Source organism: Micromonospora musae, assembly GCF_003626545.1.
Lineage (GTDB): Bacteria > Actinomycetota > Actinomycetes > Mycobacteriales > Micromonosporaceae > Micromonospora > Micromonospora musae.
This window is the reverse complement of the sequence record NZ_RAZS01000007.1, coordinates 244250-270710: the sequence shown is the minus strand read 5'-3', so window position 1 is coordinate 270710 and position 26461 is coordinate 244250. Positions and strand designations below refer to the sequence as shown.

Genomic DNA, 26461 nt, shown 5'->3' with positions numbered 1-26461 from the left:
CCGGCCTGGACTAGCGTTGCTGCCATGACTCGTTGGGGCATTCTGGCCACCGGCCACATCGCCGGCCGTTTCGCCGAGGACCTCCGGCTGGTGCCGGACGCCGAGCTGGTCGCCGTGGCGTCGCGTACGCCGGAGAGCGCGCAGCTCTTCGCAAAGAAGCACCAGGTGCCGCGCGCCTACGGCTCCTGGGCGGAGCTGGCCGCGGACCCGGAGATCGACGTCGTGTACGTGGCGACGCCGCACTCCGCCCACCACGCGGCCGCCATGACCTGCCTCTCGGCGGGCCGGGCGGTGCTGCTGGAGAAGCCGTTCACGCTCGAGGCGGAGACCAGCATCGAGCTCGTCGAGACCGCCCGCACCGCCGGGGTCTTCCTCATGGAGGCCATGTGGATGCGGACCAATCCGGTGATCCGGCGCCTGGTCGAGCTGGTCGCCGAGGGCGCGATCGGCGACGTGACCAGCGTGCAGGCCGACTTCGGCGTAGCCGGTCCGTTCCCGCCCGAGCACCGGATGCGCGCCCGCGTGCTGGGCGGCGGCGCCCTGCTCGACCTCGGCATCTACCCGCTCACCCTGGCGCACCTGCTGCTCGGCGTGCCCCAGCACGTCCACTCCTGGGCCAAGATCGGGCCGGAGGGCGTGGACGAGAACACCGGCATCGTCCTCGGCTACGACTCGGGGGCGGTCGCGACGCTCAGCTGCGGCATCATCGGGGCCACCCCGCTGGTCGCCTCGATCACCGGCACCGACGGCCGGATCGACCTGCCGGCGCCGTTCTTCCGGCCCGACTCGCTGACCCTGCACCGAGACGACGCCGAGCCGGAGACCGTCTCGGTGGAGGTGCCCGGCGGCGGCTACCAGTACGAGGCGATCGAGGTGCAGCGCTGCCTGGCGGAGGGCCTGATCGAGAGCCCGCTGGTGCCGCACTCCACCACCCTCGAGGTGATGACCCTGCTCGACACGATCCGCGGCCAGATCGGCGTCGACTACGCATGAGACGGGGCCCCGGTCACCGCCGCTGCGGTGACCGGGGCCCCGGTTCCCCACCGTGTTCGTCCCGGAGGCGGGCGCCGGACTCCTCGGGCTCAGCCGAAGAGCGGGCGCACCACCAGGTACGTGATGCAGGCGATCAACGCGGCGGCCGGGAACGTGATGACCCAGGCGAGGACGATGTTGCCCGCGACGTTCCAGCGGACCGCGGAGAGTCGCTTCGTCGCGCCCACGCCCATGATCGCCGAGGTGATCGTGTGCGTCGTGGAGATCGGCGCCTTGAGCACCAGGGCGTTGAAGTAGAGCACGGCGCTGGCCACCGTCTCGGCCGCGAAGCCCTCCGGCGGACCCAGGTCGATGATCTTGCGACCGAGGGTACGGATGATCCGCCAACCGCCCGCGTACGTGCCGAGCGCCAGCATGGTCGCCGAGGTCCAGAAGACCCAGCCGGGGATGTGCGTCTTGCTCTCCTGGAAGCCGCCCGTGTAGAGGGCGAGGACCACGATGCCCATGGTCTTGGCGGCGTCCTGCATGCCGTGGCCGACCGACATGGCCGCCGCGGAGGCGGTCTGCGCCCAGCGGAAGCCGCGGTTCAGCTTGCCCGGCTGCCCCTTCCGGAAGAGCCAGAGGATCGCGAGCATCACCAGGTAGCCGAGCGTGAGGCCGACGATCGGCGAGAGCACCATCGGCAGGATGACCTTCTCGACGATGTTCATCCACTGCACCACGCCCCCGGCGGCGAGCAGCGTGGCACCGACCAGGCCACCGAAGAGGGCGTGCGAGGAGGACGACGGCAGGCCGAAGTACCAGGTGATGAGGTTCCAGCAGATCGCGCCGAGCACACCGGCGAAGACGACTCCGAGGCTCCCGACCCCGGTGGGCAAAGTCACCAGGCCGTCGCCGACGGTCTTCGCCACGCCCGCGCCGAAGTGGGCGCCGACGAAGTTTCCGACCGCGGCGAGCAGGAGGGCGACCCGGGGAGTCAGCGCCCGGGTGGAGACGCTCGTCGCGATCGCGTTGGCGGCGTCGTGGAAACCGTTGGTGTAGTCGAACACCAGGGCAGCCGCGATCACCGCCAGTACGGCGATGAGTTCGGGTGTCACAGGCTCAGGACTCCTTGACGGCGATCGTCTCGACGGTGTTGGCCACGTGCTCGAAGGCGTCACACGCGGCTTCGAGCTCGTCGGCGACCTCCTTCATCTTCAGCACGGTCAGCGCGTCGAACTCGCCGGAGAAGAGCCGGACCAGCAGCATCCGGTACGCCTGGTCACCGTCGTTCTCCAGCCGGTTGCACTCGATCCAGTAGTCCTCGAGATCCTTCATCGACTTCAGCCGGGGCATCGCCTCGGCGGTCAGCTTCGCCTGCTGGTCCAGCACGTTGATCAGCTCGTGCATCTCCCGGGGCAGCGACGGCAGCTTGGTCAGGCCGTACAGGTAGAGGAGGTTCCCGACCGCCTCCAGGTGGTCCATCACGTCGTCGAGCAGCGAGCCGAGCCGGTAGATGTCCTCCCGGTCGAACGGGGTGATGAAGGTGGAGTTGATCTTCTTGTAGAGCTCGTGGGTGATCTGGTCGCTGTCGTGCTCCACCTCGGTCAGCCGCTCGCTGACCGACTGCACCTCCACCCCCGGCAGGCCCAGCTCGTTGAGCAGATCGGTGCCCTTGACCAGGTTCTGCGCGGCCCTGGTGAAGAGCTCGTAGAAGGCGCCCTCGGTAGGGCGGAAGGAAAACTTCACAGCACGGACCTCGTCGTGTCGGTGGAAGGGTGGCGGACGCCGCCAGGACGCCTGCCCTGGGAATGCTAGGGAACGCCGATGGCGGGAAATTCCCGGCCCACCCCTGGCCAGGCCGCATTCATCGGTCGTTCACCTGACGTTCACCTCCGGCGTCCCACCCGTCTCCGCTCCCCCAGACAACAATCGTTCCCGTTCCCGTACCGGGTCGAAACCGGCCGGCGGATAGTCGAGGCGCAGAGTGTCGAACGTCTCTCGGAGCAGGTGCGCCACCGCCCAGTCCCGGTACCACTTCCGATCGGCGGGCACCACGAACCAGGGCGCGAAATCCGTCCCGCACCGGCTCAGCGCCTCGGCGTACGCGGCCTGGTAGTCGCTCCAACGGCTCCGGGCGTCCACGTCCGACGGGCTGTACTTCCAGCGCTTACGCGGGTCGTCCAGCCGGCCGAGCAGCCGCTCGCCCTGCTCCGCGTACGAGATGTGCAGCATGACCTTGACCAGGATCACGCCGCCTGCGGTCAGCTCGCGCTCGAAGGCGTTGATCTCGTCGTACCGGGCCCGCCAGGTGGCCTCCGGCACCAGCGCCTCGACCCGGGCCACCAGGACGTCCTCGTAGTGGGAGCGGTTGAAGACGCCGAGGTAGCCGGGGGCCGGCAGGGCCCGGCGGATCCGCCACAGGAAGTCGTGCCGCAGCTCCTCCGGCGTGGGTGGGCCGAAGGAGCGGATGTGCAGACCGAGCGGGTTCATGGCGCCGGCCACCCGCTTGATCGCGCCGTCCTTGCCGCCGCAGTCCATCGCCTGGAGCACCAGCAGCACCCGCCGCGCCGGAGCACCCCGGCCACCGCGCGGCGCAGCGGTGGCGCCCGCCCCACCTGACCCGCCCGCCGCGCGGCGCGGAGGTTCGGCGGCCTTCGCCTCGGCGTAGAGCATCTCCTGCTGCCGGCCCAGCTCGGCGCCGATCAGCCGCACCTGGGCTCGGGCCCAGGCCTTCGGGGACCGGCCGGTCACCGCCGGATCCGGCAGCCCCGGCGTGGACCGGGGGTGGACCGCGTCGAGCTGGACCGGTGCCGTCACCCGCAACAGCCGCCGCAGCGGGTCGCCGGCCGGCGCTATGACTTCCATCTCACGAGATGCCACCCTCGGATCATCACCCGCCCGGCCCGAACCCGCCCGGCAACGCGCCCCCTCGCCACCCCACCCGACAGGCACCCACCCCTGGGGGAGGAAGGTCAGAGGACCAGGGCGAGCCACTTGCGGTAGGCGGTGGCGAACGGCTCGGTGCCGTCGCCGAGCGCCGTGAAGAGCCACCGCGCCGCCGCCTCCGCCTCCGCCACGACCTCCTCCGGGTAGCCGAAGCGGACCCGGTGCTCGGCGAACTCGTCCTCGTCACGCAGCTCCACGACGCCTGTCTCGCGTCGACGGACCACATCCAGGTCGAGGTCGTAGAGGTGAACCGTGTCGTCGGACTCCCAGCGGGCCGGGCTGGCGATGTCGCAGTAGACCTCACTGGTGCGCGGCGGCGGGTTGAACATGCCGGTCCACCACGCCTGGTGGGGCACCAGGAGCACGAACGGGATCTGCTCCACCGACGGACGACCGTGGTAGATCGACTGCGTGCCGGCGGTCACGCCGAGCCAGACCCCGAGGTCGTCCTCTGTGAGCCGCCGGGCCGGGTAGTCGCGGTGGGCGCTGCCGTCGTACTTCCGGTAGATCACACGGACCACGTCGCTCGGCATGAGTCGCACCCTAACCGATACCACCCACTCGTCGTAGCGCTCGCGTCACGGGCTGGAACCTGACATGCCGCCACGCGGCGGAGGGGCGCGCCCGGTGTCGGCGGCGGCGGGTACCGTCGCACGGTGACCCTCCCCCGTGCCGCCACCGGTTCCCGCACCCCGCCGGCCCGCACGGGACGGCGTCGGGGCGCCCGGCCGAGCGGCACGGAGCTGCTCGCCGCCGCCGTGGGTGCGGTCCCCGGTGGCGCCACCCGCCCCGGCCAGGAAGAGATGGCCACGGCGATCGAGGAGTGCGTGGCCTCCCGCGAGCACCTGCTGGTGCAGGCCGGCACCGGCACCGGGAAGTCGCTGGCCTACCTGACCCCGGCGCTCACCGTCGACGGGCCGGTCGTCGTCTCCACCGCCACTCTCGCGCTCCAGTCCCAACTCGTCGACCACGACCTGCCCCGGCTGGCCGACGCGGTCGAGCCGCTGCTCGGCCGGCGGCCCACCTTCGCCGTGCTGAAGGGACGACACCACTACCTCTGCCTGGCCCGGCTCGACAACTCGACCGAGGAGGAGCCGGGCGACGCCCTCTTCGACGCACCGTCCTCCGGACCGGCCGGCGGCAAGTGGCTCGGTGAGGCCGGCCGGCTGGGCAAACAGGTCCAGCGGCTGCGGGACTGGGCGACGGAGACCGAGACCGGCGACCGGGACGAGCTGGATCCGGGCGTCGACGACCAGGCCTGGCGGCTGGTCTCGATGCCGGCCCGCGAATGCGTCGGAGCGGCCCGCTGCCCGTTCGGCGCGGAGTGCTTCGCCGAGGCGTCCCGGGCCCGGGCCCGGGAGGCGGACATCGTCGTCACCAACCACAGCCTCCTCGCGGTGGACATGCTCGCCGGGCGGCAGATCGTGCCACCGCACAAGCTGCTCGTCGTCGACGAGGCGCACGAGCTGGCCGACCGGGTCTCCTCGGCGGCCCAGGCCGAGCTGGTGCCGGAGTTGATCGACCGGACGACCCGGCGGGCCCGCCCGCTGCTGAAACCGGAGACCGCGGAGGCGCTCACCGCGGCGGGCGACGCGCTCGCGGTAGGGCTGGCCGAGGCGCCGGCCGGGCGGCTCACGGCCGGGCTGCCGGCGCCGCTGCGCGAGGCGTGCACCCTGCTCGACGCGGCCACCCGAGCCGCGCTCGACGCGATCGGGGACGTCAAGTCCGACGACCCCGACCCGGTACGCAAGCAGCAGGCCCGGGCCGCGCTGGACGAGCTGTCGAATACGGCGCAGCGGCTGCTGGAGGAGTCCGAACACGACGTCGCCTGGGTCGAGAAGCCCGACAACGGCAGCCGCCGCGCCCTGGTGGTCGCCCCGCTCTCGGTCGCCGGGACCCTCGCCACCCACCTCTACGAGGACCGCACCGTGGTGGCCACCTCGGCCACCCTGACCCTGGGCGGCCGGTTCGACACGGTGGCCCGGGCGCTGGGGCTGGAGGCCCCGCCGGCGGCACCGCCCTCCCCGGCGGCCGCCGCCATGGCCGCCGCAACCGGCCGGAGCGGACGGCCCGGCCCGAACGACGGCGGCACCCGCGCCGAGGCGAGCCCGGGGCGCGCGGCGGGCGCCGAGGTCACCAGCGGGCCGGGCTGGCGGTCGCTGGATGTCGGCTCGCCCTTCGACTACGCCCGACAGGGCATCCTCTACGTCGCCGCGCACCTGCCCCGGCCGAGCGTCTCGGGGCTGCCCGACCCGGCCGGCGCGGAGCTGCTGGAGCTCGTCCAGGCGCTCGGCGGGCGTACCCTCGGGCTCTTCTCCTCCCGGCGGGCCGCGCAGCAGGCGGCGGAGCTGGTCCGCGCGCGGACCGACCTGCCCGTGCTGCTGCAGGGCGAGGACGCACTGCCGCTGCTGGTCCGCCGGTTCCGCGAGGAGCGCGAGAGCTGCCTGTTCGGGGTGATGTCGCTCTGGCAGGGGGTGGACGTGCCCGGCGACGCCTGCCAGCTGGTGGTGATCGACCGGCTGCCCTTCCCCCGGCCCGACGAGCCCCTCGCGGCGGCCCGGGCCGCGGCGGTGGACGCCGGCGGCGGCTCCGGCTTCGCCGCGGTCAGCGTGCCGATCGCCGCGATCCGCCTCGCGCAGGGCGTCGGACGGCTCATCCGGGCGACCGGCGACAAGGGAGTCGTCGCGGTCCTCGACTCCCGCTTGGAGACCGCCCGGGGTTACGGGCCGTTCCTGCGCCGCTCGTTGCCGCCGTTCTGGTACACCACCCGCCCGGAGGTCGTCCGGGGCGCCCTCACCCGCCTCGCCGACTCCTGACCGGGCGGCCCCGCGCCCACCGTGGGTGCGGGGGGCCGCCGGGCCGGGTCAGGGGGCGTGCGAGGCGACCACCACGGCGTCCGGTGGGGTCGCCGGCACGGTACGCGCGGCGAGCCGCCGGACGGCGGTGTTCAGGACCGCGATCAGCGGTACGGCGACCAGCGCGCCAGTGATCCCGGCCAGCACCACACCGGCGGCGATGCCGATGATCACCGCGAGCGGGTGGATGGCCACCGCACGACCCATGATCAGCGGCTGGAGCACGTGCCCCTCCAGCTGCTGAACGCCGATCACCGCACCGAGGATGATCAGCGCGGTCACCGGACCGCTGTCGACGAGCGCGACCAGCACGGCAACCCCGCCGGAGAGCGCCGCGCCGACGATCGGGATGAACGCGCCCAGGAAGACCAGCGCGGCCAGCGGGAAGGCGAACGGAATGTCGAAGATGACCAGGAAGATGCCGATGCCGACGGCGTCGATGAAGGCGACCAGCACGGTGGCCCGTACGTAGGCGACGAGCGTCCCCCAGGCGGCCCGACCGGCGTCGTCCACCCGCCAGCGGGCGGCCACCGGCAGCAGCCGGACCAGGAAGCGCCAGATCCGGCTGCCGTCGCGGAGGAAGAAGAAGGTCGCGAAGAGCACCAGCAGCATGCCGGTGACCACCTCGGCCAGGGTGCCCGAGATGGTGGTGGCCGCATCCGTGAACCGGCCGGTGTTCTCACTGACCCACTTCTGACCCTCCTCGATGTAGCGATCGAGTTGGCTGTCGGAGACGTGCAGCGGGCCGGTCTTCAGCCACTCCTGGATCTGCCGGACGCCCTGAGTGGACTTGTCGCTCAGCTCCGGCACACCCTTGATGAACTCGTTCACCACCAGGGTCAGCGTGCCGACCACCGCGGCCAGGCCGCCGACCAGCACCACCGCGGTCGCCAGCGACCGGGGGAACCGCGCGCGCAGCAACCAGCCCACCGCGGGGGCGAGCAGCGCCGAGAGCAGCAGCGCGATGGCGAGCGGAATGATGACGATGCGGATCGTGCCGACGATCCGCAGCAGCGCCCAGGCGACCAGGCCGATCACGATCAGACGCCACGACCAGGCGGCGGCGATGCGCAGCGCGTGCGGCACCTCCGCGTCGTCCCGGCTGGTGGTGCTCGGCGGCGGGGGCGGCGGCAGCTCCTCGTCGACGACCGTCGCCGTCGGTGGCGCCACCGGTCCCGGCGACGCCGGGGAGGCCACCCCAGCCCCGGCGGGAACGTCGTGGGACGTGGTTCGCGCGTGGCGTCTGGACGACCGCACCGACTCGTACCCGCGACGGAGCCGGTCGCGTACCCGCTCGAAGCGGCTCAAGCGCACCTCCTGGCAAGACGGCCCGTCCGCCCATGGCGACAGGTCGGACAGCATACGCCGGCCTTCGTCACCTTAGGCCTGTTCCGCAACATTGCCCTGGCCGCCGTGACGGTAACCACCGCCTCGGGTGGCGGGGGCGACACGGTAGCGTCTGAGGACGTGACCGCCCAGAACGATCTCGACGCCGGCCTGCCGATTCGCCTGCTGCACGACCGGGTGCTGGTCCGGTTGGAGGGGAGCGAGGGCGAGCGCCGCTCCAGCGCCGGCATCGTGATCCCGGCGACCGCCGCGGTGGGCAAGCGGCTCGCCTGGGCCACCGCCGTGGGCGTGGGTCCGAGCGTCCGCTCCATCGTCTCCGGCGACCGGGTTCTCTTCGACCCCGACGACCGCTCCGAGGTCGAGCTGCACGGCCGGGGCTACGTGCTGCTGCGCGAGCGGGACGTGCACGCCGTGGCCGCCGAGCGGGTCGACGAGGGCGCCACCGGGCTCTACCTCTAGCGGGTCCCCCGTCGGGCGGTGCCGGACCGGCTCCGGCCGCACGGACCCCGCTCGCACGGCACGGACGCCGTTTGCACCGCTCCCCGCCGGGAAGCCAGCCGCATCACCGGCCCTGGGGAGGGACGATGCCCGAATGGATCAGGAAGCTGCTGTTCTGGGGCTTCATCGCGTTCCTGATCTACTTCATGGCCTTCCGGCCGGACGGCGCGGCGAACATCTTCAAGGCGATCGGAGCGGGTCTGGTGGCCATGTTCCAGGGGCTCGGGGACTTCCTCACCAGCCTGATGACCTGACCCGCCTGCGCCGGCCGCACGGCGCGACGCCCGCGCACGCACCGCCGGTCGGCACCGGCTCGCACTCCGGCGCCGACCGGTCAGGCGTGTCCGGGCCGGCCGGAGTGCGGCGGGTGCCAGCCCGGCGGAACGGGCGCGGGCGGGGGCCCGCCCAGCACCACCGGGATCGGCACCACCGGCTCGACCGGCGCGGCCACCGTCCGCTCCGAGCCGTCCGGGAAGCGCAGGTGGTAGCGGTCGCCGTCCCACACCCCGGCGGGCGCCTGCGGGTCCCGACCGACGAAGAACGAGCGGTACGCGGTGATCGCCTCCAGCAGCTCCCGCTCCTCCCGGGCGGTCCGCTCCTGATCCGCCGCCTTCCGGTCCAGACCGCGTAGCGAGCCGTCGCGCAGCAGGGCCAGCCGGGTGGCGGCGAACTGGTAGCCGCGCATCGCCCGCACCCCGGCGTCGCCGGCCACCCGACGGGCCCAGGCGCGGGCCGCGTGCCGACGACCGAGGCTGCTCAGCGCCGCCACCTCGGGCGGGCTCAGCCAACCCGCCCGGACGTAGTCCGGCAGCCTGCGCTCGGTGAGCCGCCCCTCCCAGGCGCGCAGCCAGACGGCCAGCCCGACCATGCCGAAGAAGATCGGCACCATCAGGCCGATGAAGCCGTACAGCATGATCAGCGGTTGGCCGGCGGCCTGGCTGAGCGTCGGCAGCAGGTTCCACGTGCCGTGCAGCATCATGGCCAGCAGCAGACCCGCGACGGGCGCCAGTACCCGGACCCGACGGTCGGCCGTCCGGGCGGCGATGCCCAGCCCGACCCCGGTCATCGAGGTGAAGAGCGGATGGGCGAACCCGAAGAGCAGGATCCGGACGATGAAGATGGCGATGACCTGCTGCGCCCCGGTCGCCGGCCCGAACCGCTCCGCGCCGCTGGCGAAGCCGTAGCCGCCCAGGTAGAGGATGTTCTCCACCATGGCGAAGCCGACCGCGGAGAGCCCGCAGTAGACCAGCCCGTCGGTGATGCCGGACCACTCCCGTCGCCGGAACACCAGCAGCAGGATCGGCCCGAGCGCCTTGGTCAGCTCCTCGACGAACGGGGCGACCAGCACACCGGTGAGGGCGGCCGGCAGGTGCGCGTCGGCGATCCGGCCGGCCGCGAAGTCGTTGACGGTCAGCGAGGCGGCCGTGGCGACGAAGGCGCCCCAGGCGAAGCAGAAGACGAGGTACTTCAGCGGCTCCGGCTCGTACCGGTCGAGCCAGAGGAAACAGCCGACCAGCACGGGCACCGGCAGGACGGCGGTCGCCGCGCCGATCAGCAGCGCCTGCACGCCGATGTTCTCGCCGATGGTGTAGACCATGAAGACCGCGCACGCCGCGATGAGCAGCACCAGCCCCGCGAGCACCAGCAGCCGCCGCCAACCCAGCCGACGCAGCGGCATCCGGGGCGCGGCACCCGGGGCGGACGGGGCGGACGGCGCGGTCGGCGACGGCGGTACGCCGCCGGGCGGGGTGTCGGCCATGCGGTCAGCCTAGCCACCACCGGCCGGGTGGTCCTGGCGCATCGGCAGCCGCTATGCTGCCCGCAGGTCACGAGCGCCAGCGTCAAGCCCCGGCTTGCTGGCCGGCAACCCTCGTCGAGTTCGCGGTGGGGTGCCCCGGGTGATGACCGGGCCCGGCCCCGATCCGCGTGCCGGGCAAGCGCGGACCCCGTCCCGACGTAGCCCCGGGGTCCCTGGCCCGGGAGGTTCCCCCGTGTCCGTCGCCCTCGTGTCCCCGAACGCCACCGTGCCCGCCGTCCCGGCCGAGGCGGAGCCGCTCGACGTGCTCGGTGTACCGGGTGAGATCAACCTCGACTACGCGGCCACCGCGCCGTGCGCGCGGGCCGCGGCCGACGCGGTGGCCGAGCTGCTTCCCTGGTACGCGAGCGTGCACCGCGGCGCCGGGGCGCTCTCCCGCCGCTGCACGCTCGCCTACGAGCGGGCCCGGCAGACGGTGGGTGACTTCTTCGGCGCCCGGGCCGACGACCACGTGATCTTCACCCGTAACACCACGGACGCGCTGAACCTGCTGGCCCGGGCATTGCCCGCCGGCACCACGGTGGTCACCTTCGCCGGCGAGCACCACGCGAACCTGCTGCCCTGGCCGCGCGGCTCGGTCCGGTTGCCGGTGCCCGCCGACTCCGGCGAGGCGGTACGCGCGCTGGACGCGGCGCTCGCCGAGCTGCGTCGGGCAGCGCAGCCGGGGCTGCCGGTGCTGGCGGCCTTCACCGGGGCGAGCAACGTGACCGGCGAACGGTGGCCGGTGGCCGAGCTGGCCCGGGTGGCCCGGCGGCACGGTGCCCGGATCGCCGTGGACGCAGCGCAGCTCGCCCCGCACGTGCCGGTGGACCTGCTGGCGCTGGACGTGGACTACCTCGCCGTCTCCGGCCACAAGCTCTACGCCCCGTTCGGGGCCGGGGCGTTGATCGGCCGGTCCGACTGGCTCGACGCGGCGCAGCCGTACCTGGCCGGCGGCGGTGCCACCGCCCGGGTCGGGGCTGGCACGCACGAGGTCACCTGGGCGGTCGGCCCGGCCCGGCACGAGGGGGGTACCCCGAACCTGCTGGGCGCGGTGGCGCTGGCCGCCGTCTGCGACGCCCTCAGCGACGCGGACCGTGCGGCGCTGCACGAGCGGGAGCAGCGGCTGCTCGCCCGCCTCCGCGAGGGCATCGCGGCCCTGCCGCACGTGGTGGAGCTGCGCACCTTCGAGCCGGACGCACCGCGGGTCGGCATCGTCTCCTTCGCGGTCGCGGGGTGGGACTCCAGCGAGGTCGCCGCCGAGCTGGCCCGCAAGCACTCCATCGGGGTGCGCGACGGGTTGTTCTGCGCCCACCCGCTCGCCCAGCGGCTGCTCACCGAGGCGGCCACCCGCTCCGGACGGCGGGACCTGCCGCCGACGGCGCTGCGGGCCAGCATCGGGCTGGGCAGCACCGAACAGCACGTCGACCGGCTGATCGCGGCCCTCGCCACGTTCGCCTGAGCCCCCGGCGGCGAGGCACCGGCCGAAGCCCCCGGAGCACGCCGCACCGGGCCGGTCGCGGCGCGCCGACGGGCGGCGCGGTGGGACGGTCAGCCGACGGGCGGCGCGGTGGGCGGTTTCGGCCGCCCACCGTCCGGTTCGGGGCTGCCGCCCCGGGGCGTGTCCAGATCGCCGAAGGAGCTCCGGATCAGCCGGTTCGCCTCCTCCTGATCGATCCCGGAGGCCACCAGCAGGTCGCTCGCCGCCGTGCGGACCTGCGCCACGACGACGCTGCCGGAGAAGCCGACCCCGTCCTCGTACGCCCGGCCGGCCTCGCTGACCGCGCGCAGCGACCGCTCCCGGGCCTGCTCCGGCTCGTCGCCCACGGCGAACTCGTGTCTGAGCAGGCGCACCGACTCGGCGAGATGGTTGATCGCGTCCGGCATCGGCTCGGGGATCGGCTCCTCGTCCTCGATCAGGGTGACCGACCGGCGGATGAGCGTGCCGCTGTTGCGCATCGCCCGGTCGATCGGGTCGGCCGCGTCCGCGTAGTGGGTCAGCTCGTTGCGGCGGTGCCACCGGGCCGGTGACAGGGTCGCGGTCTCCTTCGCCCCCTCGATCGCCTCCACGAAGGTGGCCAGCTGCTCCTTGTTGTCGCGGAGCCGGTCCAGGGCCCGCTGCACCCTCGCGCGATCCCGGCTGCGCAGGCCGTCCGCGGTGGCGTCGAGCTGCGCGGCGAGCAGGTCGAGCGCCGGCCGGGCGGCCCGGTTGAGCACCCGGAGCGGGTTGAGCGGCAGCAGGATGGCGGTCACCAGCAACGCGATCCCACCGCCGAGGAAGGCGTCGACGAATCGGGGGATCTCCAGGTTCTGCGTGGAGGGGCTCAGCGTCACGATCAGCACGGCGGTGGCCGCCGCCTGGATCACGATCGCGACGCTCGCGCCCGCGAAGATCGTCAGCAGGATGGCCGCCGTGACCACGATTCCGAGTTGCCAGGCCCCGGTCCCGAGGACGTAGATCAAGCCGTCCCCGACCGCCACCCCGACCGCCACTCCGATGATCAGCTCCACCGTGCGCCGGAACCGTTGGCCGACGGAGGCCGCCAGGGTGCCGACCGCCGAGATGGGCGCGAAGACCGGCTGCGGGTTGCCGAGCAGCCGATGCGACACCAGGTACGCCAGCGCGGCCGCCAGCCCGGCCTGCACGGCCAACCCGGCGGCCATCCGGACCCGGTGCAGCCGCTCGTGCAGCGTCGCCTTGCTGATGTGCCGGACCTGCTCCATCGCGTCGGCGATGCGCGTGCTGTCGGTGTCGGCGACCAGCTCACGCGGGCGCACCCGTCCGAACCGTTTACGCTCCCGGGCCGCCGTCATGCCCGCTACTACCCGGGGCGCGCCCGGTGAATCCTCGCTTCCGGACCCTTCGGGGCTGGGGCAGACTCGTCGCGTGGCCGAACTACTCGAACGGTGGACGACGGCGACCCGGGGCGCCGGCGCGACCGGCCCGGCCGGGCCGACCGAAGCCGGGGAGGAGCTGTTGCGCCGGTGGCGGGAGCCGCACCGGCACTACCACACCGTCGACCATCTCCGCGCGGTGCTGGACGTGATCGACCGGCACGCCGCGCTCGCCGTACGACCTGACCTGGTCCGGCTGGCCGCGTGGTGCCACGACGCGGTCTACGACCCGCGGGCCGGTGGCGACGCGAACGAGCGGGACAGCGCCGAGCTGGCCGTCCGGCTGCTCACCGGTCTCGGGCTCCCGGCCGACGCGGTGGCCGAGGTCCGCCGGCTGGTCCTGCTCACCGCCGGGCACCTGGTCGACGCCGGGGACGCCGACGGCACCCTGCTCTGCGACGCCGATCTCGCCGTGCTGGCCGCGCCCGCACCGACCTACGAGCGGTACGCGGCGGCGGTGCGACGGGAGTACGCCCACGTGGCCGAGGCGGAGTTCCGGGTCGGCCGGGCGCAGGTGCTCCGCGCACTGCTCGACCTGCCGGCGCTGTTCCGGTCGCCCCCGCTGGCCCGACTGTGGGAGCAGCCGGCCCGGGCGAACCTACGCCGGGAGCTGGCCGTCCTCACCGCTCCTGCGGGGTAGCGAGGTCACCGGTCTGCGCCGCCCGGACCAGGTGCTTCGGCCGGCGCAGCCCGGCGGCGCGCAGCAACCGGGCCAGCTCCCGGCTCGGCACCACGCGCGCACCGAGCCAGACGGCCATCGCGAACCGGGTGGCCGGGATGTCGTAGTGGTCCCGGTCGAAGCCCCGCCGGGGCGAGCCGAGCGCCTCGGCGAACGCGTGCAGCTCCGCGTACGAGACGTCGCTGATCAGGTGGGACCAGAGCCGGCCCCGGGACGGCCAGGCGGGCTGGTCCAGGTAGAGCATCCCCCCAACGTAGCGCGATGTCCGGCAGCGCCGGCGTTGTCCGGCACCGCGCCGACCCGCCCCACGCAGTGGATCATGTTGATGAACGGCGTCCGGGCACCTAGCCTCTCCAGCATGGCCGGATCCCCCCTCATCGACGAACTGCTTGCCACCCTCGGCGAGAGCGCCGTGCTGACCGATCCGGACCTGCTCCGGATCCACGAACGCGACGAGGCCGACCTCTGCGCCGCCGGCACCCCGCTGGTCGTCGTCCGGCCGCGCAGCACCGAGGAGGTGGTCGCCGTGGTCCGGGCGGCGGCCCGGCACGGCGTACCCGTGGTGCCGCAGGGCGCCCGCACCGGGCTGGCCGGGGCGGCGAACGCCGTCGACGGCGCGCTGGTGCTCAGCACCGTCGCCATGGACGAGATCCGGGAGATCGACCCGGTGAGCCGCATCGCGGTGGTGCAGCCGGGCGTGGTCAACGCGGCGCTCGCCGCGGCGGTGGCGAAGCAGGGGCTCTGGTACCCGCCGGACCCCGGCTCCTGGGAGTCCTCCACCATCGGCGGCAACGTCGCCACCAACGCCGGCGGCATGTGCTGCGTGAAGTACGGCGTGACCACCGAGTACGTGCTCGGCCTGGAGGTCGTGCTCGCCTCCGGCGAGGTGCTGCGCACCGGCCGGCGCACCGCCAAGGGCGTGGCCGGTTACGACCTCACCCGGCTCTTCGTCGGCTCCGAGGGCACCCTCGGCGTGGTCACCGAGGTGACTGTCGCGTTGCGGCCCGCCCCGGCGGAGTCGCTGACCCTGGTGGCGGTCTTCCCCACCACGGCGGCGGCGGGCGCCGCGGTCGCCGAGATCGCCGCCCGCGGGCTCAGCCCGAGCCTGCTGGAGCTGCTGGACCGGACGCACCTGCGGGCCATCGAGGCGTACCGGCCGATGGGTCTGCGCACCGACGCCGAGGCCCTGCTGCTGGCCGCTGCCGACACCGGCACCCGGGCGGCGGACGACCTGGCGGCGCTCGCGGAGGTGTGCGAGGCGGCCGGGGCCGACGAGGTCTTCGCCGCCACCGACGCGGTCGAGGCGGCGGCCCTGCTCCAGGCCCGCCGGCTCGCGCACCCGGCGATGGAGAAGTTCGCCGCGGACGCCTACCCGGGAGGCAACGGTGGCCTCGTCATCGACGACGTGGCGGTGCCCCGGGGCGCACTCGCCGCACTGCTCGACGGGGTGTCCCGGATCGCGGCGGAGTACGACGTGCCGATCGGCGTCGTGGGCCACGCCGGGGACGGCAACCTGCACCCGAACATCGTGGTGGACCGGGCCGACCCGGCCAGCCTGGAGCGCGGCCGGCGGGCCTTCGACGAGATCATGCGGCTCGGCCTGGAGCTCGGCGGCACCTGCACCGGCGAGCACGGGGTGGGCCTGCTCAAGCGGGACTGGCTGGCCCGCGAGATCGGGCCGGTGGGCGTACGCGTGCACCAGGCGATCAAGGCGGCGCTGGACCCGACCGGGCTGCTGAACCCCGGAAAGATGCTCTGAGCGCCGGGGCTACTGCTCCGTCAGCTCGGCCGGGGTGGCCTGGGTGAGCAGCAGGAGGACCTCGCCGGCGATGGGCGGGGCCTCCACCCCCGGGCAGTCCTCGGTGGTGATCGACCCGACGGCGGTGAGCAGGCTGGAGGTCAGCGCGTCGATGCAGGTCGACCGGTAGTGCCGCGCCTGGTCGGTCTCCGCCGCGAGCCCCGGATCGGCGAGGAGCTGCTGCAACCGGCTCACCTGCTCGGGGGCGAACCCTCCGGTGGAGGTCACGCCGTCACCGGCGCAGTCGAGGCACTTCCAGGTGCCGTTCTTCTCGACCTGCAGGGTGCGCAGCGGGCCGTACGCGCCGAGCTTCTGGAAGAGGCTGACCTGACCGTCCCCCACTGTGGTCGGAGCACCCGGCTCCGGCAGCGCGCTCGCCGGGTCGCTGGGCGCGGGGGCCGGCTCGTCCGTGGAGGCGTTGACCAGGGTGCAGCCGGTCAGCGCGGTGGAGAGCAGCACACCGAGGAGAGGACCGAGCAGACGTGAGGGGCGGGACACTCGCCGGAAGCTACCGCACCGCCGGTTGCGCCTGGTAGCCCTACAGCTCGGTAGCTTTCGGCGATCAGCCGGCGGGCAGCTCCGCGGGGTCGCCGTCGCCGCCCCGGTCGGCCGCGTAGCCACGTACGTCCGGCGCGCCGAGCCGGGCCGCGTCGGCCGCGACGTCGTCCGGCATCAGCTGGGACTGCCGCTCCGCCTCGACCCGGGCCCGGTAGTGCTCCACCTCACGGGCCCGCCGCGCGGCGTCCCACCCGAACACCGCACCCATCAGCTCGGCGGTGTGCTCCGCCGACTCGACGCCCCGGTGGCTGGTCTCGATCGAGATCCGGGTACGCCGGGTCAGCACGTCCTCCAGGTGCAGCGCCCCCTCGGCCCGCGCGGCGTAGGTGACCTCGGCGGCCAGGTACTCCGGCGCGCCGGCCAGTGGGGTGCCGAGCAGCGGGTCGGCGTCGATCAGCGCGAGGATGTCCAGGGTGAGCGTGCCGTACCGCTCCAGCAGGTGCTCCACCGCGCCGACCGCCACCCCGTGCCGCCGGGCCAGGTCGGCCCGGTCCCGCCACATCGCGGTGTATCCGTCGGCGCCGAGCAGCGGCAGGTCGGCGGTGCGCGACGGGCGCACCCCGCCGAGGCGCCGCGCCGCCCGGTCCACCACGTCCGAGGCCATCACCCGGTACGTCGTGTACTTGCCGCCGGCCACCAGCAGCAGCCCGAGCATCGGCTCGACCACCGCGTGCTCACGGGAGAGCTTCGAGGTGGAGTCCGCCTCACCGGCCAGCAGCGGGCGCAGCCCCGCGTACACCCCTTCGATGTCGGCGGTGGTCAGCGGCCGCTCCAGCACGGTGTTGACCTGGTCGAGCAGGTAGTCGATGTCGCTCGCGGTGGCGGCCGGATGAGAGCGGTCCAGCCGCCAGTCCGTGTCCGTGGTGCCGATGATCCAGTGACCGCCCCACGGGATGACGAAGAGCACGCTGGTGGCGGTACGCAGGATCAGGCCGGTCTCGCCGGTGATCGCCGAGCGGGGCACCACCAGGTGCACCCCCTTGGAGGCGCGTACCCGCAGCCCGGGCCGGAGCCCGACGTCGTTCAGCATCCGCGCCATGTCGTCGCTCCACACCCCGGTGGCGGCGATGACCGTACGGGCCCGCACCTCGAACTCGGCCTCCGGCGAGCCGGCCGGCGCCTCCATGTCCCGTACGCGCACGCCGGTGACCTCCCGCGCCTGCCGGATCAGGCCGACGGCCCGGGCGCTGCTCACCACGGTCGCCCCGAGACTCGCCGCGGTGCGGGCCAGCGTCACCACCAACCGGGCGTCGTCGACCTGCCCGTCGTAGTAACGGATCGCCCCGGCGAGCGCGTCGGCGCGCAGGCTCGGGAAGATCCGCCGGGCCCCCTCCCGGGTGAGGTGCCGGTGCAGCGGCATGCCCCGGCCGCTGCCGAAGATCCCGGCGAAGGCGTCGTACGCCGCCACACCGGTGCCGTAGTAGGAGCGGCGGAAGACCCGCCCCGGCAGGTCGCGTACGCCCGCACCGGCGGGGAGCGGTACCAGGAACGGCACCGGCCGGACCAGGTGCGGCGCCAGCCGGGTGGCGAGCAGCCCCCGCTCGGTGAGCGCCTCGTGCACCAGGTGGAACTCCAGCTGCTCCAGGTAGCGCAGGCCGCCGTGGATGAGTTTGCTGGAGCGGCTGGAGGTGCCGGCGGCGAGGTCGCGCGCCTCGACCAGGGCCACCTTCAGGCCGCGGGAGGCCGCATCGAGCGCCGCGCCCGCCCCGGTCACCCCGCCCCCGATCACCAGTACGTCGAATCGCTCCGCCCGGAGTTTGCGCAGGTCGTTGCTGCGCCGCTCGGGCGACAGCCGGCCGGCGACGGATCGGGACACGTTGGGGTCGCGCACGCGTCCACGGTAACCGCCAAGAACATCCGAGGGCACGTCGCAGGGGTCGGCCGCGCCGGTTCGACCCCTGGGCGTCCGGGAGTCGCGCGTCGCCGGGCCGGGTGTGAACGGTGGCTCGGCGTACTGTTTCTCAATGCCCCAACCCCCGGCGTGGGCCGTTCCCCGCGCGTCGAGCGACTCCCCGCCCGGGCCCTGGCCGGTGGTCGGGGCCGTCCTGGTCGGCTGCTGGGCGGTCGCGGTGACCGTGCCGGTCCAGGCCGGCGGCTGGCTCGCCGATCAGCTGCTGCTCGGCGTCGGACGGGACCGGGCCGGTTGGCTCTGGCCGGCGGCGGGCCTGCTGACCGTGCTGCTGGTCGGTACGCCCGCGCTGCTGCTCGCTCTGCTGCCCCGCTCGGCCGCGATCCGCGCCACCGGCCGCGCCTGGCTGACCGGCGTCGTCGTGCTCGGCGTGTTCACGCTGCTGCGGGCGGTCCCGCCGGTGCACCACGAGGCCTACCTCGGCGGGCTCGCCGCGACCGCCGCCCTGGCCGCCGCCGTCCTGGGCCGGCTCGCCCGCCGACGGCGGACCGACGGCCGCCCCGGCCCGACGGTGGCCGTCCCGGACGCGGCAGGTGCGGTCCCCACCGGACCGGCGGGCCCGACAGCCCACCCACCGGCCGTCGAGGACCCCCGGACCGCCGGAGCGGGTGCGGCCGATGACCCGGCCCCGGGCCGGAGGGCGCTCGGTGGGCTGCGGGCCGGGCCGGTGACGCTGCTCGCGATCGCCGCCGGACTCGCGGTGCTGCTGCCGTGGGCCTGGCTGGGTGCGCTCGGCGGGCCGCTGGAGACGGTGCTCGCCGCGCTCGCCGCCGCCGCGCTCGGCGCGCTGACCGGGGCGCTTCTCGACGCCGGCTTCTGGTCCCGCTTCGCGGTCGGCGAGCCGCCCCGACCGGTCCGGCTGGTGCTCGTCGGCGGCCTGGTCGCCGGGGTGACGCTGCTGCTGCTCGCCGCCGGCGCCGGCCAGTCGGGCGCGCAACTTCCGGCCCTGCTCACCCTCCCCCCGATCGGCTTCGCGTCGGCCGCGCTGCACGCCGCCGCTCACCGTCGGCGCAACTCCGGCGCGGGGTCCGCCGCACCGACCCGGTGGCTGGTCGGGCTCGCCGCGTTCGGCCCGCTCGCCTTCGCGGATCCGGAGGAGATCACCCTGCTGCTGGGCACCACCCGGGACGTGCCGTTCTGGGTGGCCGTCACCGCCGCCGTCGGGCTCGCCGTGGCGCTGCTCCTCGCGGTCGGGTACGGAGTGCTGCTCGCTCGCCCGGCCGCGCGCACCCCGGGCCGGCGCACCGCCGCCCTCACCGCCGCGGCGCTGCTGGTGGCGCTGGTCGCCGTCTACCTCGGTCCGGGTCGACCCGGGCTGTATGGCGAACGCCTGCTCGTGGTGCTGCGGGAGCAGGCCGATCTGACGAGCCTGCCCACCGTCGCGCCGGGGCGGGCCGGACGCGACGCGCGGGCCCGTGAGGTGTACCGGCGGCTGGTCGACACGGCCGACCGCACCCAGGCGGGGCTGCGTCGCGAGGTGACCCGGCTGGGCCTGCGCCCGACGTCGTACTACCTGGTGAACGCGATCGAGGTCGACGGTGGGCCGGCGGTGCGGGCGTGGCTCTCCGGCCGGCCCGAGGTGGACCGGGTGCTGGTGAGCCAGCGGCTGCGCCCGCTGCCCGCGCCGGCCGGCATCACCCGGGGTACCGACCCCGCCCCGACCGGTCCCGAGTGGAACATCCGCCGGCTCGGCGCGGACCGGGTCTGGGCGGAGGGGGTGAGCGGCGCCGGCGTGGTCATCGGCAGCTCGGACTCCGGCGTGGACGGTCGGCATCCGGCCCTGGCCGCGGGCTTCCGGGGTGGCGACGACTCCTGGTACGACCCGTGGGACGGCACCCGCTTCCCCACCGACTCCGGTGGGCACGGCACGCACACGATCGGCAGCGCCGTCGGCCGGGACGGCATCGGGGTCGCCCCGGGCGCCCAGTGGGTGGGCTGCGTGAACCTGGACCGGAACCTGGGCAGCCCCGGCCACTACCTCGACTGCCTCCAGTTCATGCTGGCCCCGTTCCCGTCCGGGGCCGATCCGTTCACCGCCGGCCGGCCCGAGCGGGCCCCGGACATCCTCACCAACTCGTGGGGCTGCCCGGGGATCGAGGGCTGCGACGCGGGCGTGCTCCGGTCGGCGACCGCCGCGCTCGACGCCGCGGGCATCTTCGTGGCCGCGGCGGCCGGCAACACCGGCCCGTGGTGCGGTTCGGTCGACGATCCTCCCGCGCCGTACCCGGACGTGCTCACGGTGGGCGCGGTGGACGACCGGGACCGGGTGGCGGAGTTCTCCTCGCGGGGCCCGGCGCGAGGTGGTGCGGCGAAACCCGACGTGGTGGCGCCGGGGGTCGGGGTGCGCTCGGCGATGCCCGGCGGCGGGTACGCCACCCTCGACGGCACCTCGATGGCGACCCCGCAGGTGGCCGGCGTGGTGGCGTTGATGTGGTCGGCGAACCCGGCGCTGGTCGGCGATGTGACCCGGACGCGGCAACTGCTGCGGGACACGGCCACCCCGGCTCAGCCGACCTACCTCTCCCGCGACCCGTCGGACACCTGCGGTGGGGACGCGAACATCACCGGCGCGGGGCTGGTCGACGCGTACGCCGCCGTGCGCGCCGCCCGGTGAACCGCCGGTGGGGTGCTCTTGCGCCGACCCGTACCCGGTGATCTAGGGTCGGCCACCATGGACGCAGAGATCACCGTCGTCGAGCTGACCCCAGACCTGGCCCCGGCTGTCGTACGGCTCTGCGAGGGGGCGCTGGACCTGCCGGAGGACGCGGCCGAGGCGGACGCCATCGTGGCGACCCTCTGGCTCCGGGCCGTTGCCGATCGGCCCGGGTTCACCCTCGGCGCGTACCGCGGGTCGGAGCTGGTCGGGGCGCTGATCGGCTCGATGGCGGCGGCCGACCAGCGGCTCGGGCACGTCGACCTGGTCGCGGTGACACCGGAGCACCGGCGTCGGGGTGTCGCCCGGGCGCTGCTGGCCGAGGCGGAGCGGCGGCTCGCCGGGCTGGGCGCGGCGGAGGTGCTGCTCGCCGGCAACCCACCCTTCTACGCCTGGCCGGGGATCGACGTCCGGTACACCCCGGCGGTCTGCGCGGCGTCGGCGCTCGGCTACCAGCAGGACCGGACCGCGTGGAACATGACGGCCGACCTGTCGTACGACGACTCGCCGGCGCTGCGGTCCACGGCGGCGGCGGAGCGTCGCCTCGCCGGTGCGGGCGTGACCGTACGCGCGGCGGGGCCGGGCGATCTGCCGGCGCTGGCCGAGCTGGCCGAGGGCACCTTCGGTGGGAGTTGGGCCGCCGAGCTGGCCGGTTCGGTGGGCCGTCCGGGGGCCGGCTGCCATCTGGCCGAACGCGACGGTGCCGTGATCGCCTTCGCGGCGTACGGCTCGTCCCGGCCGAGTTGGTTCGGGCCGATGGGCACCGCCCCGGCGGCCGAGGGCTCGGGGATCGGCGGGGTGCTGCTGCGCCGCTGCCTGCGCGACCAGCGGGCGGCGGGGCACGACTCGGCGCAGATCGGCTGGGTCGGGCCGGTACCGTTCTATTCCCGCAGCGCGGGCGCCCGCATCGAGCGCGTCTTCTTCCTCTACCGCAAGCGTTTCGGGAATTGATAAAAGGGCGAATGGGATATAGACCCAGATAATGCCATTCGCCCCCATCGACGAGCGGCGCCCCCTACCGTTTCGGTAGAGGAGGCAGCCATGACCACGGACGAAGAGAGCGACGACGTCGCGCCCGTCACCTGGACGCCGGTCGGCGATCTCCCCGGGCAGCTACCGATCGACCGGCTGGACTTCGGCGACGCCGAGCAGCTGGCGGAGATGACCGACACCGGGGAACCGGTGACCGAGGAGTCGCTGGAGATGGTGGACGCGCCGATCCAGCTACGCGCCCCGTACGACCGGGCGCAGAAGCGGCGCAACCAACGACCGCTGCCAACCTGACGAGAAACGTAAACCGGTCACCATTCGCCAATCACCCAGGCGCGACCAGTGATCGACTCGGGGTCCTTGAAGTCGGGGCATCAGGCGGCCGGGACACCCCGACATCAAGGAAGCCGAGTTGATCATCGGCGCGCTTGGGGCGATGAGCGCGATGTGTCCGGTTTGTGGGCCTGGAGGGGCGGCGGGTGGTGCCCAGCGACCGGGCTCCGCCCGGGGGCGCCAGCGCGATCCGCGCGAAGGTCCAATCGAGGGCCGCCGGCCGTAAACCGGACACCATTCGCCAATCACCCAGGCACCGCTCGTGATCGACTCGGGGTCCTTGAAGTCGGGGCATCAGGCGAAACAGAAACGGGGCGGGCCGCTGACGCGACCCGCCCCGTTCCCGAACGGAAGCTCTGGACTCAGAAGTCCATCTCCCCGCCACCCGGGCCAGCCGGGGCGGCCGGGGTCTTCTCCGGCTTGTCCGCCACGACGGCCTCGGTGGTGAGGAAGAGCGCCGCGATCGACGATGCGTTCTGCAGCGCCGAACGGGTCACCTTGGCCGGGTCGATGATGCCCGCGGCCAGCAGGTCCACGTACTCGCCGGTGGCGGCGTTGAGGCCGTGGCCCGGCTCCAGGCTGCGGACGCGCTCGACGACGACGCCACCCTCGAGGCCGGCGTTGACGGCGATCTGCCGCAGCGGGGCGTCCAGCGCGATCTTGACGATCTGCGCGCCGGTCGCCTCGTCACCGGTCAGGTCCAGCTTGTCGAAGGCGGTCTTGCCGGCCTGCACCAGCGCGACGCCACCACCCGGGACGACGCCCTCCTCGACGGCGGCCTTCGCGTTGCGGACCGCGTCCTCGATGCGGTGCTTGCGCTCCTTCAGCTCGACCTCGGTGGCCGCGCCGACCTTGATCACCGCAACACCGCCGGCCAGCTTGGCCAGGCGCTCCTGCAGCTTCTCGCGGTCGTAGTCGGAGTCGCTCTTCTCGATCTCGGCCCGGATCTGGTTGACCCGGCCCTGGATCTGCTCGGCGTCACCGGCGCCGTCGACGATGGTGGTCTCGTCCTTGGTCACCACGACCTTGCGGGCGCGGCCCAGCATCTCGAGGCCGGCGGCGTCGAGCTTGAGGCCGACCTCCTCGCTGATGACCTGGCCACCGGTGAGGATGGCGATGTCGGTCAGCATGGCCTTGCGGCGGTCACCGAAGCCCGGCGCCTTGACGGCGACCGACTTGAAGGTGCCCCGGACCTTGTTGACGACCAGGGTGGCGAGGGCCTCGCCCTCCAGGTCCTCGGCGATGATCAGCAGCGGCTTGCCGCCCTGCATGACCTTCTCGAGGATCGGGAGCAGGTCCTTCACCGACGAGATCTTGCTGTTGGCGATCAGGATGTACGGGTCGTCGAAGACGGCCTCCATACGCTCCGGGTCGGTCATGAAGTACGCGGAGATGTAGCCCTTGTCGAAGCGCATACCCTCGGTGAGCTCGAGCTCCAGGCCGAAGGTGTTGCTCTCCTCGACGGTGATGACGCCTTCCTTGCCGACCTTGTCCATCGACTCGGCGATGATCTCACCGACGCTGGTGTCGGCGGCCGAGATGGAGGCGGTGGAGGCGATCTGCTCCTTGGTCTCCACGTCCTTGGCGAGCTTCAGCAGCTCCTCCGAGACGCTGGCCACGGCGGCCTCGATGCCCCGCTTCAGGGCCATCGGGTTGGCACCGGCGGCCACGTTGCGCAGGCCCTCACGGACCAGAGCCTGGGCCAGGACGGTCGCCGTCGTCGTGCCGTCACCGGCGACGTCGTCGGTCTTCTTCGCGACCTCCTTGACCAGCTCGGCGCCGATCTTCTCGTACGGGTCCTCGAGCTCGATCTCCTTGGCGATGCTCACACCATCGTTGGTGATGGTGGGGGCACCCCACTTCTTCTCGAGCACGACGTTGCGGCCCTTGGGGCCGAGGGTCACCTTCACGGCGTCGGCGAGCTGGTTCATGCCCCGCTCGAGGCCGCGGCGCGCCTCTTCGTCGAACGCGATCATCTTGGCCATACGGCGTTGTCCTCCTGGACACTCACGGGCCACCCGAGTGTGTGTCCCGGATGGGCCGCCTGGTGTACGCACCTTGGGACGTCGCCCTCAGGGCGACGACGACGTCTCCTAGGCCGGGCCGGATAGCCCGCGACGACCGGTCACGTGCCCCACCAGCGACTTGTCCGCCGATGTGGCCGCAACCCCACCGCCCCGACCTTTGGCACTCGCGGCGTGCGAGTGCCAATAACTTGTTTAGCACTCTCCCATGCCGAGTGCAAGCAGAGTGCTCCCGTCAGCCGAGTTCCGCGGCCAGCCTCGCACTGTTCACCGGGCCTTCCAGGGCGCGCTGTTCGGCGTACGTCACCACCAGCCCCACCAGTTGCAGGAGCTGCACCGGAAGGGTCAGCACCCCGGTGATCGCCAGCACCACGATCACCCCGATCGCCGTACCCGCGGAGGCGAGCGGATCGACGCCGAACGGCACGACGGCCGCCCCCTGCAGGCCACCCACCACCAGGCTCAGGACGAGCAGCACCGCCGCCACCAGCGCCACCCGGCCGAGCACCATCGCGAACCGCTTGTGGAACATCCCCCACGCCCGACCCAGCGGGTTCACCCGCTCGAAGAGGTAGACCGGCCCGAACAGGCTCAGCGCGAAGGCGACGTAGATGCCCGGCAGGATGCAGAAGCAGACGCCCACGGCGATGGTCAGACCGGCCAGCAGCGTCCAGCCCCAGAGCCCGAACATCCGCCGCACGCCGTAGCGCAGGGCCCCGGGCAGGTCGACCGCCTCGCCGGCCGCCTGGCGGGCGATCACCCAGGTGCCGGCTGCCCAGCCCAGGCACTGCACCAGGCCGATCAGCACGCTTCCGGCGAGGCTCACCAGGAGCAGGACTGTCATGTCACCCACGAAGGTGTCCGGCAGCCTCGAGGGGTCCTGCGCGGTCGAGACGTCCCATCTCGCGGTCGGGTCCACCCCGAGCGAGATCACCGAGAAGACCACCCCCGGCAGGACCTGGGTCAGCAACAGCAGTGGCAGCAGTACGCGCCAACCACGCCGCACCGCGCCGAGACAGCGCTGCCACCACCCGCCGAGGCCGACGCCGGGCGGCGTCACCAGGGGGTCGTTCGGGTCGATACCGGGCGGGTACCAACCGCCGGCCGGCCCGCCGTACCAGGTCTGACCGGGGTACGGACCCGCAGCGGGCGGGTAGCCGGCCGGTGCCGGGGCAGCGGGATGCCCGGCCGGCGGATAGCCCCAGCCCGGCGGCGGGGTGCCGGGCTGGCCCCAGCCCGCCGCGTTCGGATCCCAACCGGGGGTCGCACCCGGAGCGGCCGCCCCCGCCGGATCCCAACCGGGGCTCGCGCTCGGTGCACCGGCGCCCGTCGGACCCCAACCGGGGGTGGCACCCGAGGTACCGGCGCCCGTCGGATCCCAACCGGGGGTGGCACCCGGGGCACCGGCGCCCGTCGGACCCCAACCGGGGGTGGCACCTGGAGTGCCGGCTCCCGTCGGATCCCAACCGGGAGGTGTGGCCGGCCTACCGGCTGGGGGCCAGCCGGGCTGCGCGCCGGGGCCGCCGTGGGCGGGCGGGGTGATCGGCTCGCCGGGCCTACCGGGTTGCGGACCGGTCTGGTCGGGATCGGAGCCGTACGGGCCGGGCTGGCCCGGGGGTGGGGTGGCCGGGGGCGGCAGGTCGGACATGAACCCTCCTAGCGACAGCTGGAACGGCCCATGATCTTCCTTGCTCGCGCGCTCGGCGCGCAGCCCCACCCAGCGGTCGCTCGACGGATTCGTAATCGACTCGAGTTTCTTGATGTCGGGGTGTCACACGGTCGGCGATACCCCGACATCAATGAGGGCGAGTCGATCATCCCGCTCAGCCGATGACGTGCACCCGCTCCGCCTGCGGGCCCTTCTGACCCTGGGCGATCTCGAACTCGACCCGCTGGCCGTCTTCGAGTGCCTTGTAGCCGTCCATCTCGATCGCGGAGAAGTGGACGAACACGTCCTGACCGCCGTCGACGGCGATGAAGCCGTAGCCCTTCTCGGCGTTGAACCACTTCACGGTGCCCTGTGCCACGGTCCACTTCCTCCATCTGCGCGGCGTTACCTACCCCGAGCGCCCGGACGCAGCCGGGCGCTCGAAACCACCGTTTCCGCAATCGGCGACGGACGCTGAAAACGGTGACCGAAATCGCACGCTACACGAGGCGTGACGACCGCGCACGACCACAAATCGGGCATATTTCGCCGATGGTG

Annotated in this window: 23 protein-coding genes and 1 riboswitch; of the genes, 10 read left to right on the top strand and 13 right to left on the bottom strand. The window is 73.6% G+C overall.

Going from position 1 to position 26461, the window contains the following annotated elements:
- Nucleotides 1-24: 24 nt before the first annotated feature.
- Entirely contained in the window at nucleotides 25-993 is a 969-nt protein-coding gene (locus D7147_RS21225) for a Gfo/Idh/MocA family protein (protein WP_120680347.1), read from the top strand.
- 89 nt (nucleotides 994-1082) lie between these two features.
- Here D7147_RS21225 and D7147_RS21220 read toward each other — a convergent pair whose 3' ends face one another.
- The 4 genes from D7147_RS21220 to D7147_RS21205 form a co-directional block, all read right to left on the bottom strand.
- Complete coding sequence (locus D7147_RS21220) at nucleotides 1083-2090, bottom strand: inorganic phosphate transporter (RefSeq protein WP_120680345.1); 1008 nt, start codon at nucleotides 2088-2090, stop codon at nucleotides 1083-1085.
- A 4-nt stretch (nucleotides 2091-2094) separates the two neighbouring features.
- The gene (locus D7147_RS21215) at nucleotides 2095-2721 is read right to left on the bottom strand and encodes a DUF47 domain-containing protein (protein ID WP_120680343.1); all 627 of its coding nucleotides are present in this window, start codon (nucleotides 2719-2721) and stop codon (nucleotides 2095-2097) included.
- A gap of 129 nt (nucleotides 2722-2850) precedes the next feature.
- A complete protein-coding gene (locus tag D7147_RS21210) occupies nucleotides 2851-3840 on the bottom strand; it encodes a PPK2 family polyphosphate kinase (protein ID WP_120680341.1) in 990 nt (329 codons plus the stop codon).
- A 107-nt stretch (nucleotides 3841-3947) separates the two neighbouring features.
- Nucleotides 3948-4454 carry a DUF402 domain-containing protein gene (locus tag D7147_RS21205; RefSeq protein ID WP_120680339.1) on the bottom strand — a complete coding sequence of 169 codons (507 nt, stop codon included), beginning with the start codon at nucleotides 4452-4454 and terminating at the stop codon, nucleotides 3948-3950.
- A gap of 123 nt (nucleotides 4455-4577) precedes the next feature.
- Here D7147_RS21205 and D7147_RS21200 point away from each other — a divergent pair, with 123 nt between their 5' ends.
- A complete protein-coding gene (locus D7147_RS21200; RefSeq protein WP_120680337.1) occupies nucleotides 4578-6737 on the top strand; it encodes an ATP-dependent DNA helicase in 2160 nt (719 codons plus the stop codon).
- 48 nt (nucleotides 6738-6785) lie between these two features.
- Here D7147_RS21200 and D7147_RS21195 read toward each other — a convergent pair whose 3' ends face one another.
- Entirely contained in the window at nucleotides 6786-8138 is a 1353-nt protein-coding gene (locus tag D7147_RS21195; RefSeq protein WP_120680335.1) for an AI-2E family transporter, read from the bottom strand.
- A gap of 105 nt (nucleotides 8139-8243) precedes the next feature.
- On the opposite strand from D7147_RS21195, the gene D7147_RS21190 reads away from it, so the two are divergent.
- Nucleotides 8244-8582, top strand: a complete 339-nt coding sequence (locus D7147_RS21190) for a GroES family chaperonin (protein WP_120680333.1) — start codon at nucleotides 8244-8246, stop codon at nucleotides 8580-8582.
- A gap of 125 nt (nucleotides 8583-8707) precedes the next feature.
- Nucleotides 8708-8875, top strand: a complete 168-nt coding sequence (locus D7147_RS32730) for a hypothetical protein (protein ID WP_165947321.1) — start codon at nucleotides 8708-8710, stop codon at nucleotides 8873-8875.
- Between the two features lie 80 nt (nucleotides 8876-8955).
- On the opposite strand, the gene D7147_RS21185 is transcribed toward D7147_RS32730, so the two are convergent.
- Entirely contained in the window at nucleotides 8956-10380 is a 1425-nt protein-coding gene (locus D7147_RS21185) for a PrsW family intramembrane metalloprotease (RefSeq protein WP_233563268.1), read from the bottom strand.
- 65 nt (nucleotides 10381-10445) lie between these two features.
- Nucleotides 10446-10567, top strand: a riboswitch (SAM riboswitch).
- Between the two features lie 45 nt (nucleotides 10568-10612).
- Here D7147_RS21185 and D7147_RS21180 point away from each other — a divergent pair.
- Nucleotides 10613-11878, top strand: coding sequence for an aminotransferase class V-fold PLP-dependent enzyme (locus tag D7147_RS21180; RefSeq protein ID WP_407663376.1), 1266 nt, complete (start codon nucleotides 10613-10615; stop codon nucleotides 11876-11878).
- Nucleotides 11879-11967: 89 nt separating this feature from the next.
- Here D7147_RS21180 and D7147_RS21175 read toward each other — a convergent pair whose 3' ends face one another.
- A complete protein-coding gene (locus D7147_RS21175) occupies nucleotides 11968-13230 on the bottom strand; it encodes an FUSC family protein (RefSeq protein ID WP_120680331.1) in 1263 nt (420 codons plus the stop codon).
- Between the two features lie 73 nt (nucleotides 13231-13303).
- Between D7147_RS21175 and D7147_RS32725 the strand changes: the two genes are divergently transcribed.
- Complete coding sequence (locus D7147_RS32725) at nucleotides 13304-13951, top strand: HD domain-containing protein (protein WP_199716664.1); 648 nt, start codon at nucleotides 13304-13306, stop codon at nucleotides 13949-13951.
- Here the strand turns inward: D7147_RS32725 and D7147_RS21165 are convergent.
- Entirely contained in the window at nucleotides 13932-14234 is a 303-nt protein-coding gene (locus D7147_RS21165) for a DUF4031 domain-containing protein (RefSeq protein ID WP_199716663.1), read from the bottom strand. The genes D7147_RS32725 and D7147_RS21165 overlap by 20 nt on opposite strands.
- A gap of 114 nt (nucleotides 14235-14348) precedes the next feature.
- Between D7147_RS21165 and D7147_RS21160 the strand changes: the two genes are divergently transcribed.
- On the top strand, nucleotides 14349-15749 hold the full coding sequence (locus D7147_RS21160) for an FAD-binding oxidoreductase (RefSeq protein WP_120680327.1): 1401 nt from the start codon (nucleotides 14349-14351) through the stop codon (nucleotides 15747-15749).
- Nucleotides 15750-15758: 9 nt separating this feature from the next.
- Here the strand turns inward: D7147_RS21160 and D7147_RS21155 are convergent, their stop codons facing one another.
- Together D7147_RS21155 and D7147_RS21150 are read right to left on the bottom strand one after the other, a co-directional pair.
- Nucleotides 15759-16286: a hypothetical protein gene (locus D7147_RS21155; RefSeq protein ID WP_120680325.1), complete on the bottom strand. Its 528-nt coding sequence runs from the start codon at nucleotides 16284-16286 to the stop codon at nucleotides 15759-15761.
- Between the two features lie 64 nt (nucleotides 16287-16350).
- Nucleotides 16351-18162, bottom strand: a complete 1812-nt coding sequence (locus D7147_RS21150; RefSeq protein WP_120680651.1) for a glycerol-3-phosphate dehydrogenase/oxidase — start codon at nucleotides 18160-18162, stop codon at nucleotides 16351-16353.
- Between the two features lie 148 nt (nucleotides 18163-18310).
- Between D7147_RS21150 and D7147_RS21145 the strand changes: the two genes are divergently transcribed.
- The 3 genes from D7147_RS21145 (at nucleotide 18311) to D7147_RS21135 (ending at nucleotide 22192) form a co-directional block, all read left to right on the top strand.
- Nucleotides 18311-20869, top strand: a complete 2559-nt coding sequence (locus D7147_RS21145) for a S8 family serine peptidase (RefSeq protein ID WP_120680323.1) — start codon at nucleotides 18311-18313, stop codon at nucleotides 20867-20869.
- Between the two features lie 57 nt (nucleotides 20870-20926).
- The gene (locus D7147_RS21140) at nucleotides 20927-21859 is read left to right on the top strand and encodes a GNAT family N-acetyltransferase (protein WP_120680321.1); all 933 of its coding nucleotides are present in this window, start codon (nucleotides 20927-20929) and stop codon (nucleotides 21857-21859) included.
- 90 nt (nucleotides 21860-21949) lie between these two features.
- Nucleotides 21950-22192, top strand: a complete 243-nt coding sequence (locus D7147_RS21135) for a hypothetical protein (RefSeq protein ID WP_120680318.1) — start codon at nucleotides 21950-21952, stop codon at nucleotides 22190-22192.
- Between the two features lie 401 nt (nucleotides 22193-22593).
- Here the strand turns inward: D7147_RS21135 and groL are convergent, their stop codons facing one another.
- The 3 genes from groL to D7147_RS21120 form a co-directional block, all read right to left on the bottom strand.
- A complete protein-coding gene (groL, locus tag D7147_RS21130; RefSeq protein WP_120680316.1) occupies nucleotides 22594-24216 on the bottom strand; it encodes a chaperonin GroEL in 1623 nt (540 codons plus the stop codon).
- Nucleotides 24217-24490: 274 nt separating this feature from the next.
- Nucleotides 24491-25315, bottom strand: coding sequence for a hypothetical protein (locus D7147_RS21125; protein WP_120680314.1), 825 nt, complete (start codon nucleotides 25313-25315; stop codon nucleotides 24491-24493).
- A gap of 763 nt (nucleotides 25316-26078) precedes the next feature.
- On the bottom strand, nucleotides 26079-26282 hold the full coding sequence (locus tag D7147_RS21120; RefSeq protein ID WP_120680312.1) for a cold-shock protein: 204 nt from the start codon (nucleotides 26280-26282) through the stop codon (nucleotides 26079-26081).
- Nucleotides 26283-26461: the final 179 nt, after the last annotated feature.

Bases quoted from the DNA above. Each gene is read 5' to 3' on its own strand.
- D7147_RS21225 (WP_120680347.1), top strand. From the start codon at position 25: ATGACTCGTTGGGGCATTCTGGCCACCGGCCACATCGCCGGCCGTTTC.
- D7147_RS21210 (WP_120680341.1), bottom strand. From the start codon at position 3,840: ATGGAAGTCATAGCGCCGGCCGGCGACCCGCTGCGGCGGCTGTTGCGG.
- D7147_RS21205 (WP_120680339.1), bottom strand. From the start codon at position 4,454: ATGCCGAGCGACGTGGTCCGTGTGATCTACCGGAAGTACGACGGCAGC.
- D7147_RS21195 (WP_120680335.1), bottom strand. From the start codon at position 8,138: ATGCTGTCCGACCTGTCGCCATGGGCGGACGGGCCGTCTTGCCAGGAG.
- D7147_RS32730 (WP_165947321.1), top strand. From the start codon at position 8,708: ATGCCCGAATGGATCAGGAAGCTGCTGTTCTGGGGCTTCATCGCGTTC.
- D7147_RS21185 (WP_233563268.1), bottom strand. From the start codon at position 10,380: ATGGCCGACACCCCGCCCGGCGGCGTACCGCCGTCGCCGACCGCGCCG.
- D7147_RS21175 (WP_120680331.1), bottom strand. From the start codon at position 13,230: ATGACGGCGGCCCGGGAGCGTAAACGGTTCGGACGGGTGCGCCCGCGT.
- D7147_RS21165 (WP_199716663.1), bottom strand. From the start codon at position 14,234: ATGCTCTACCTGGACCAGCCCGCCTGGCCGTCCCGGGGCCGGCTCTGG.
- D7147_RS21160 (WP_120680327.1), top strand. From the start codon at position 14,349: ATGGCCGGATCCCCCCTCATCGACGAACTGCTTGCCACCCTCGGCGAG.
- D7147_RS21145 (WP_120680323.1), top strand. From the start codon at position 18,311: ATGCCCCAACCCCCGGCGTGGGCCGTTCCCCGCGCGTCGAGCGACTCC.
- D7147_RS21140 (WP_120680321.1), top strand. From the start codon at position 20,927: ATGGACGCAGAGATCACCGTCGTCGAGCTGACCCCAGACCTGGCCCCG.
- D7147_RS21135 (WP_120680318.1), top strand. From the start codon at position 21,950: ATGACCACGGACGAAGAGAGCGACGACGTCGCGCCCGTCACCTGGACG.
- groL (WP_120680316.1), bottom strand. From the start codon at position 24,216: ATGGCCAAGATGATCGCGTTCGACGAAGAGGCGCGCCGCGGCCTCGAG.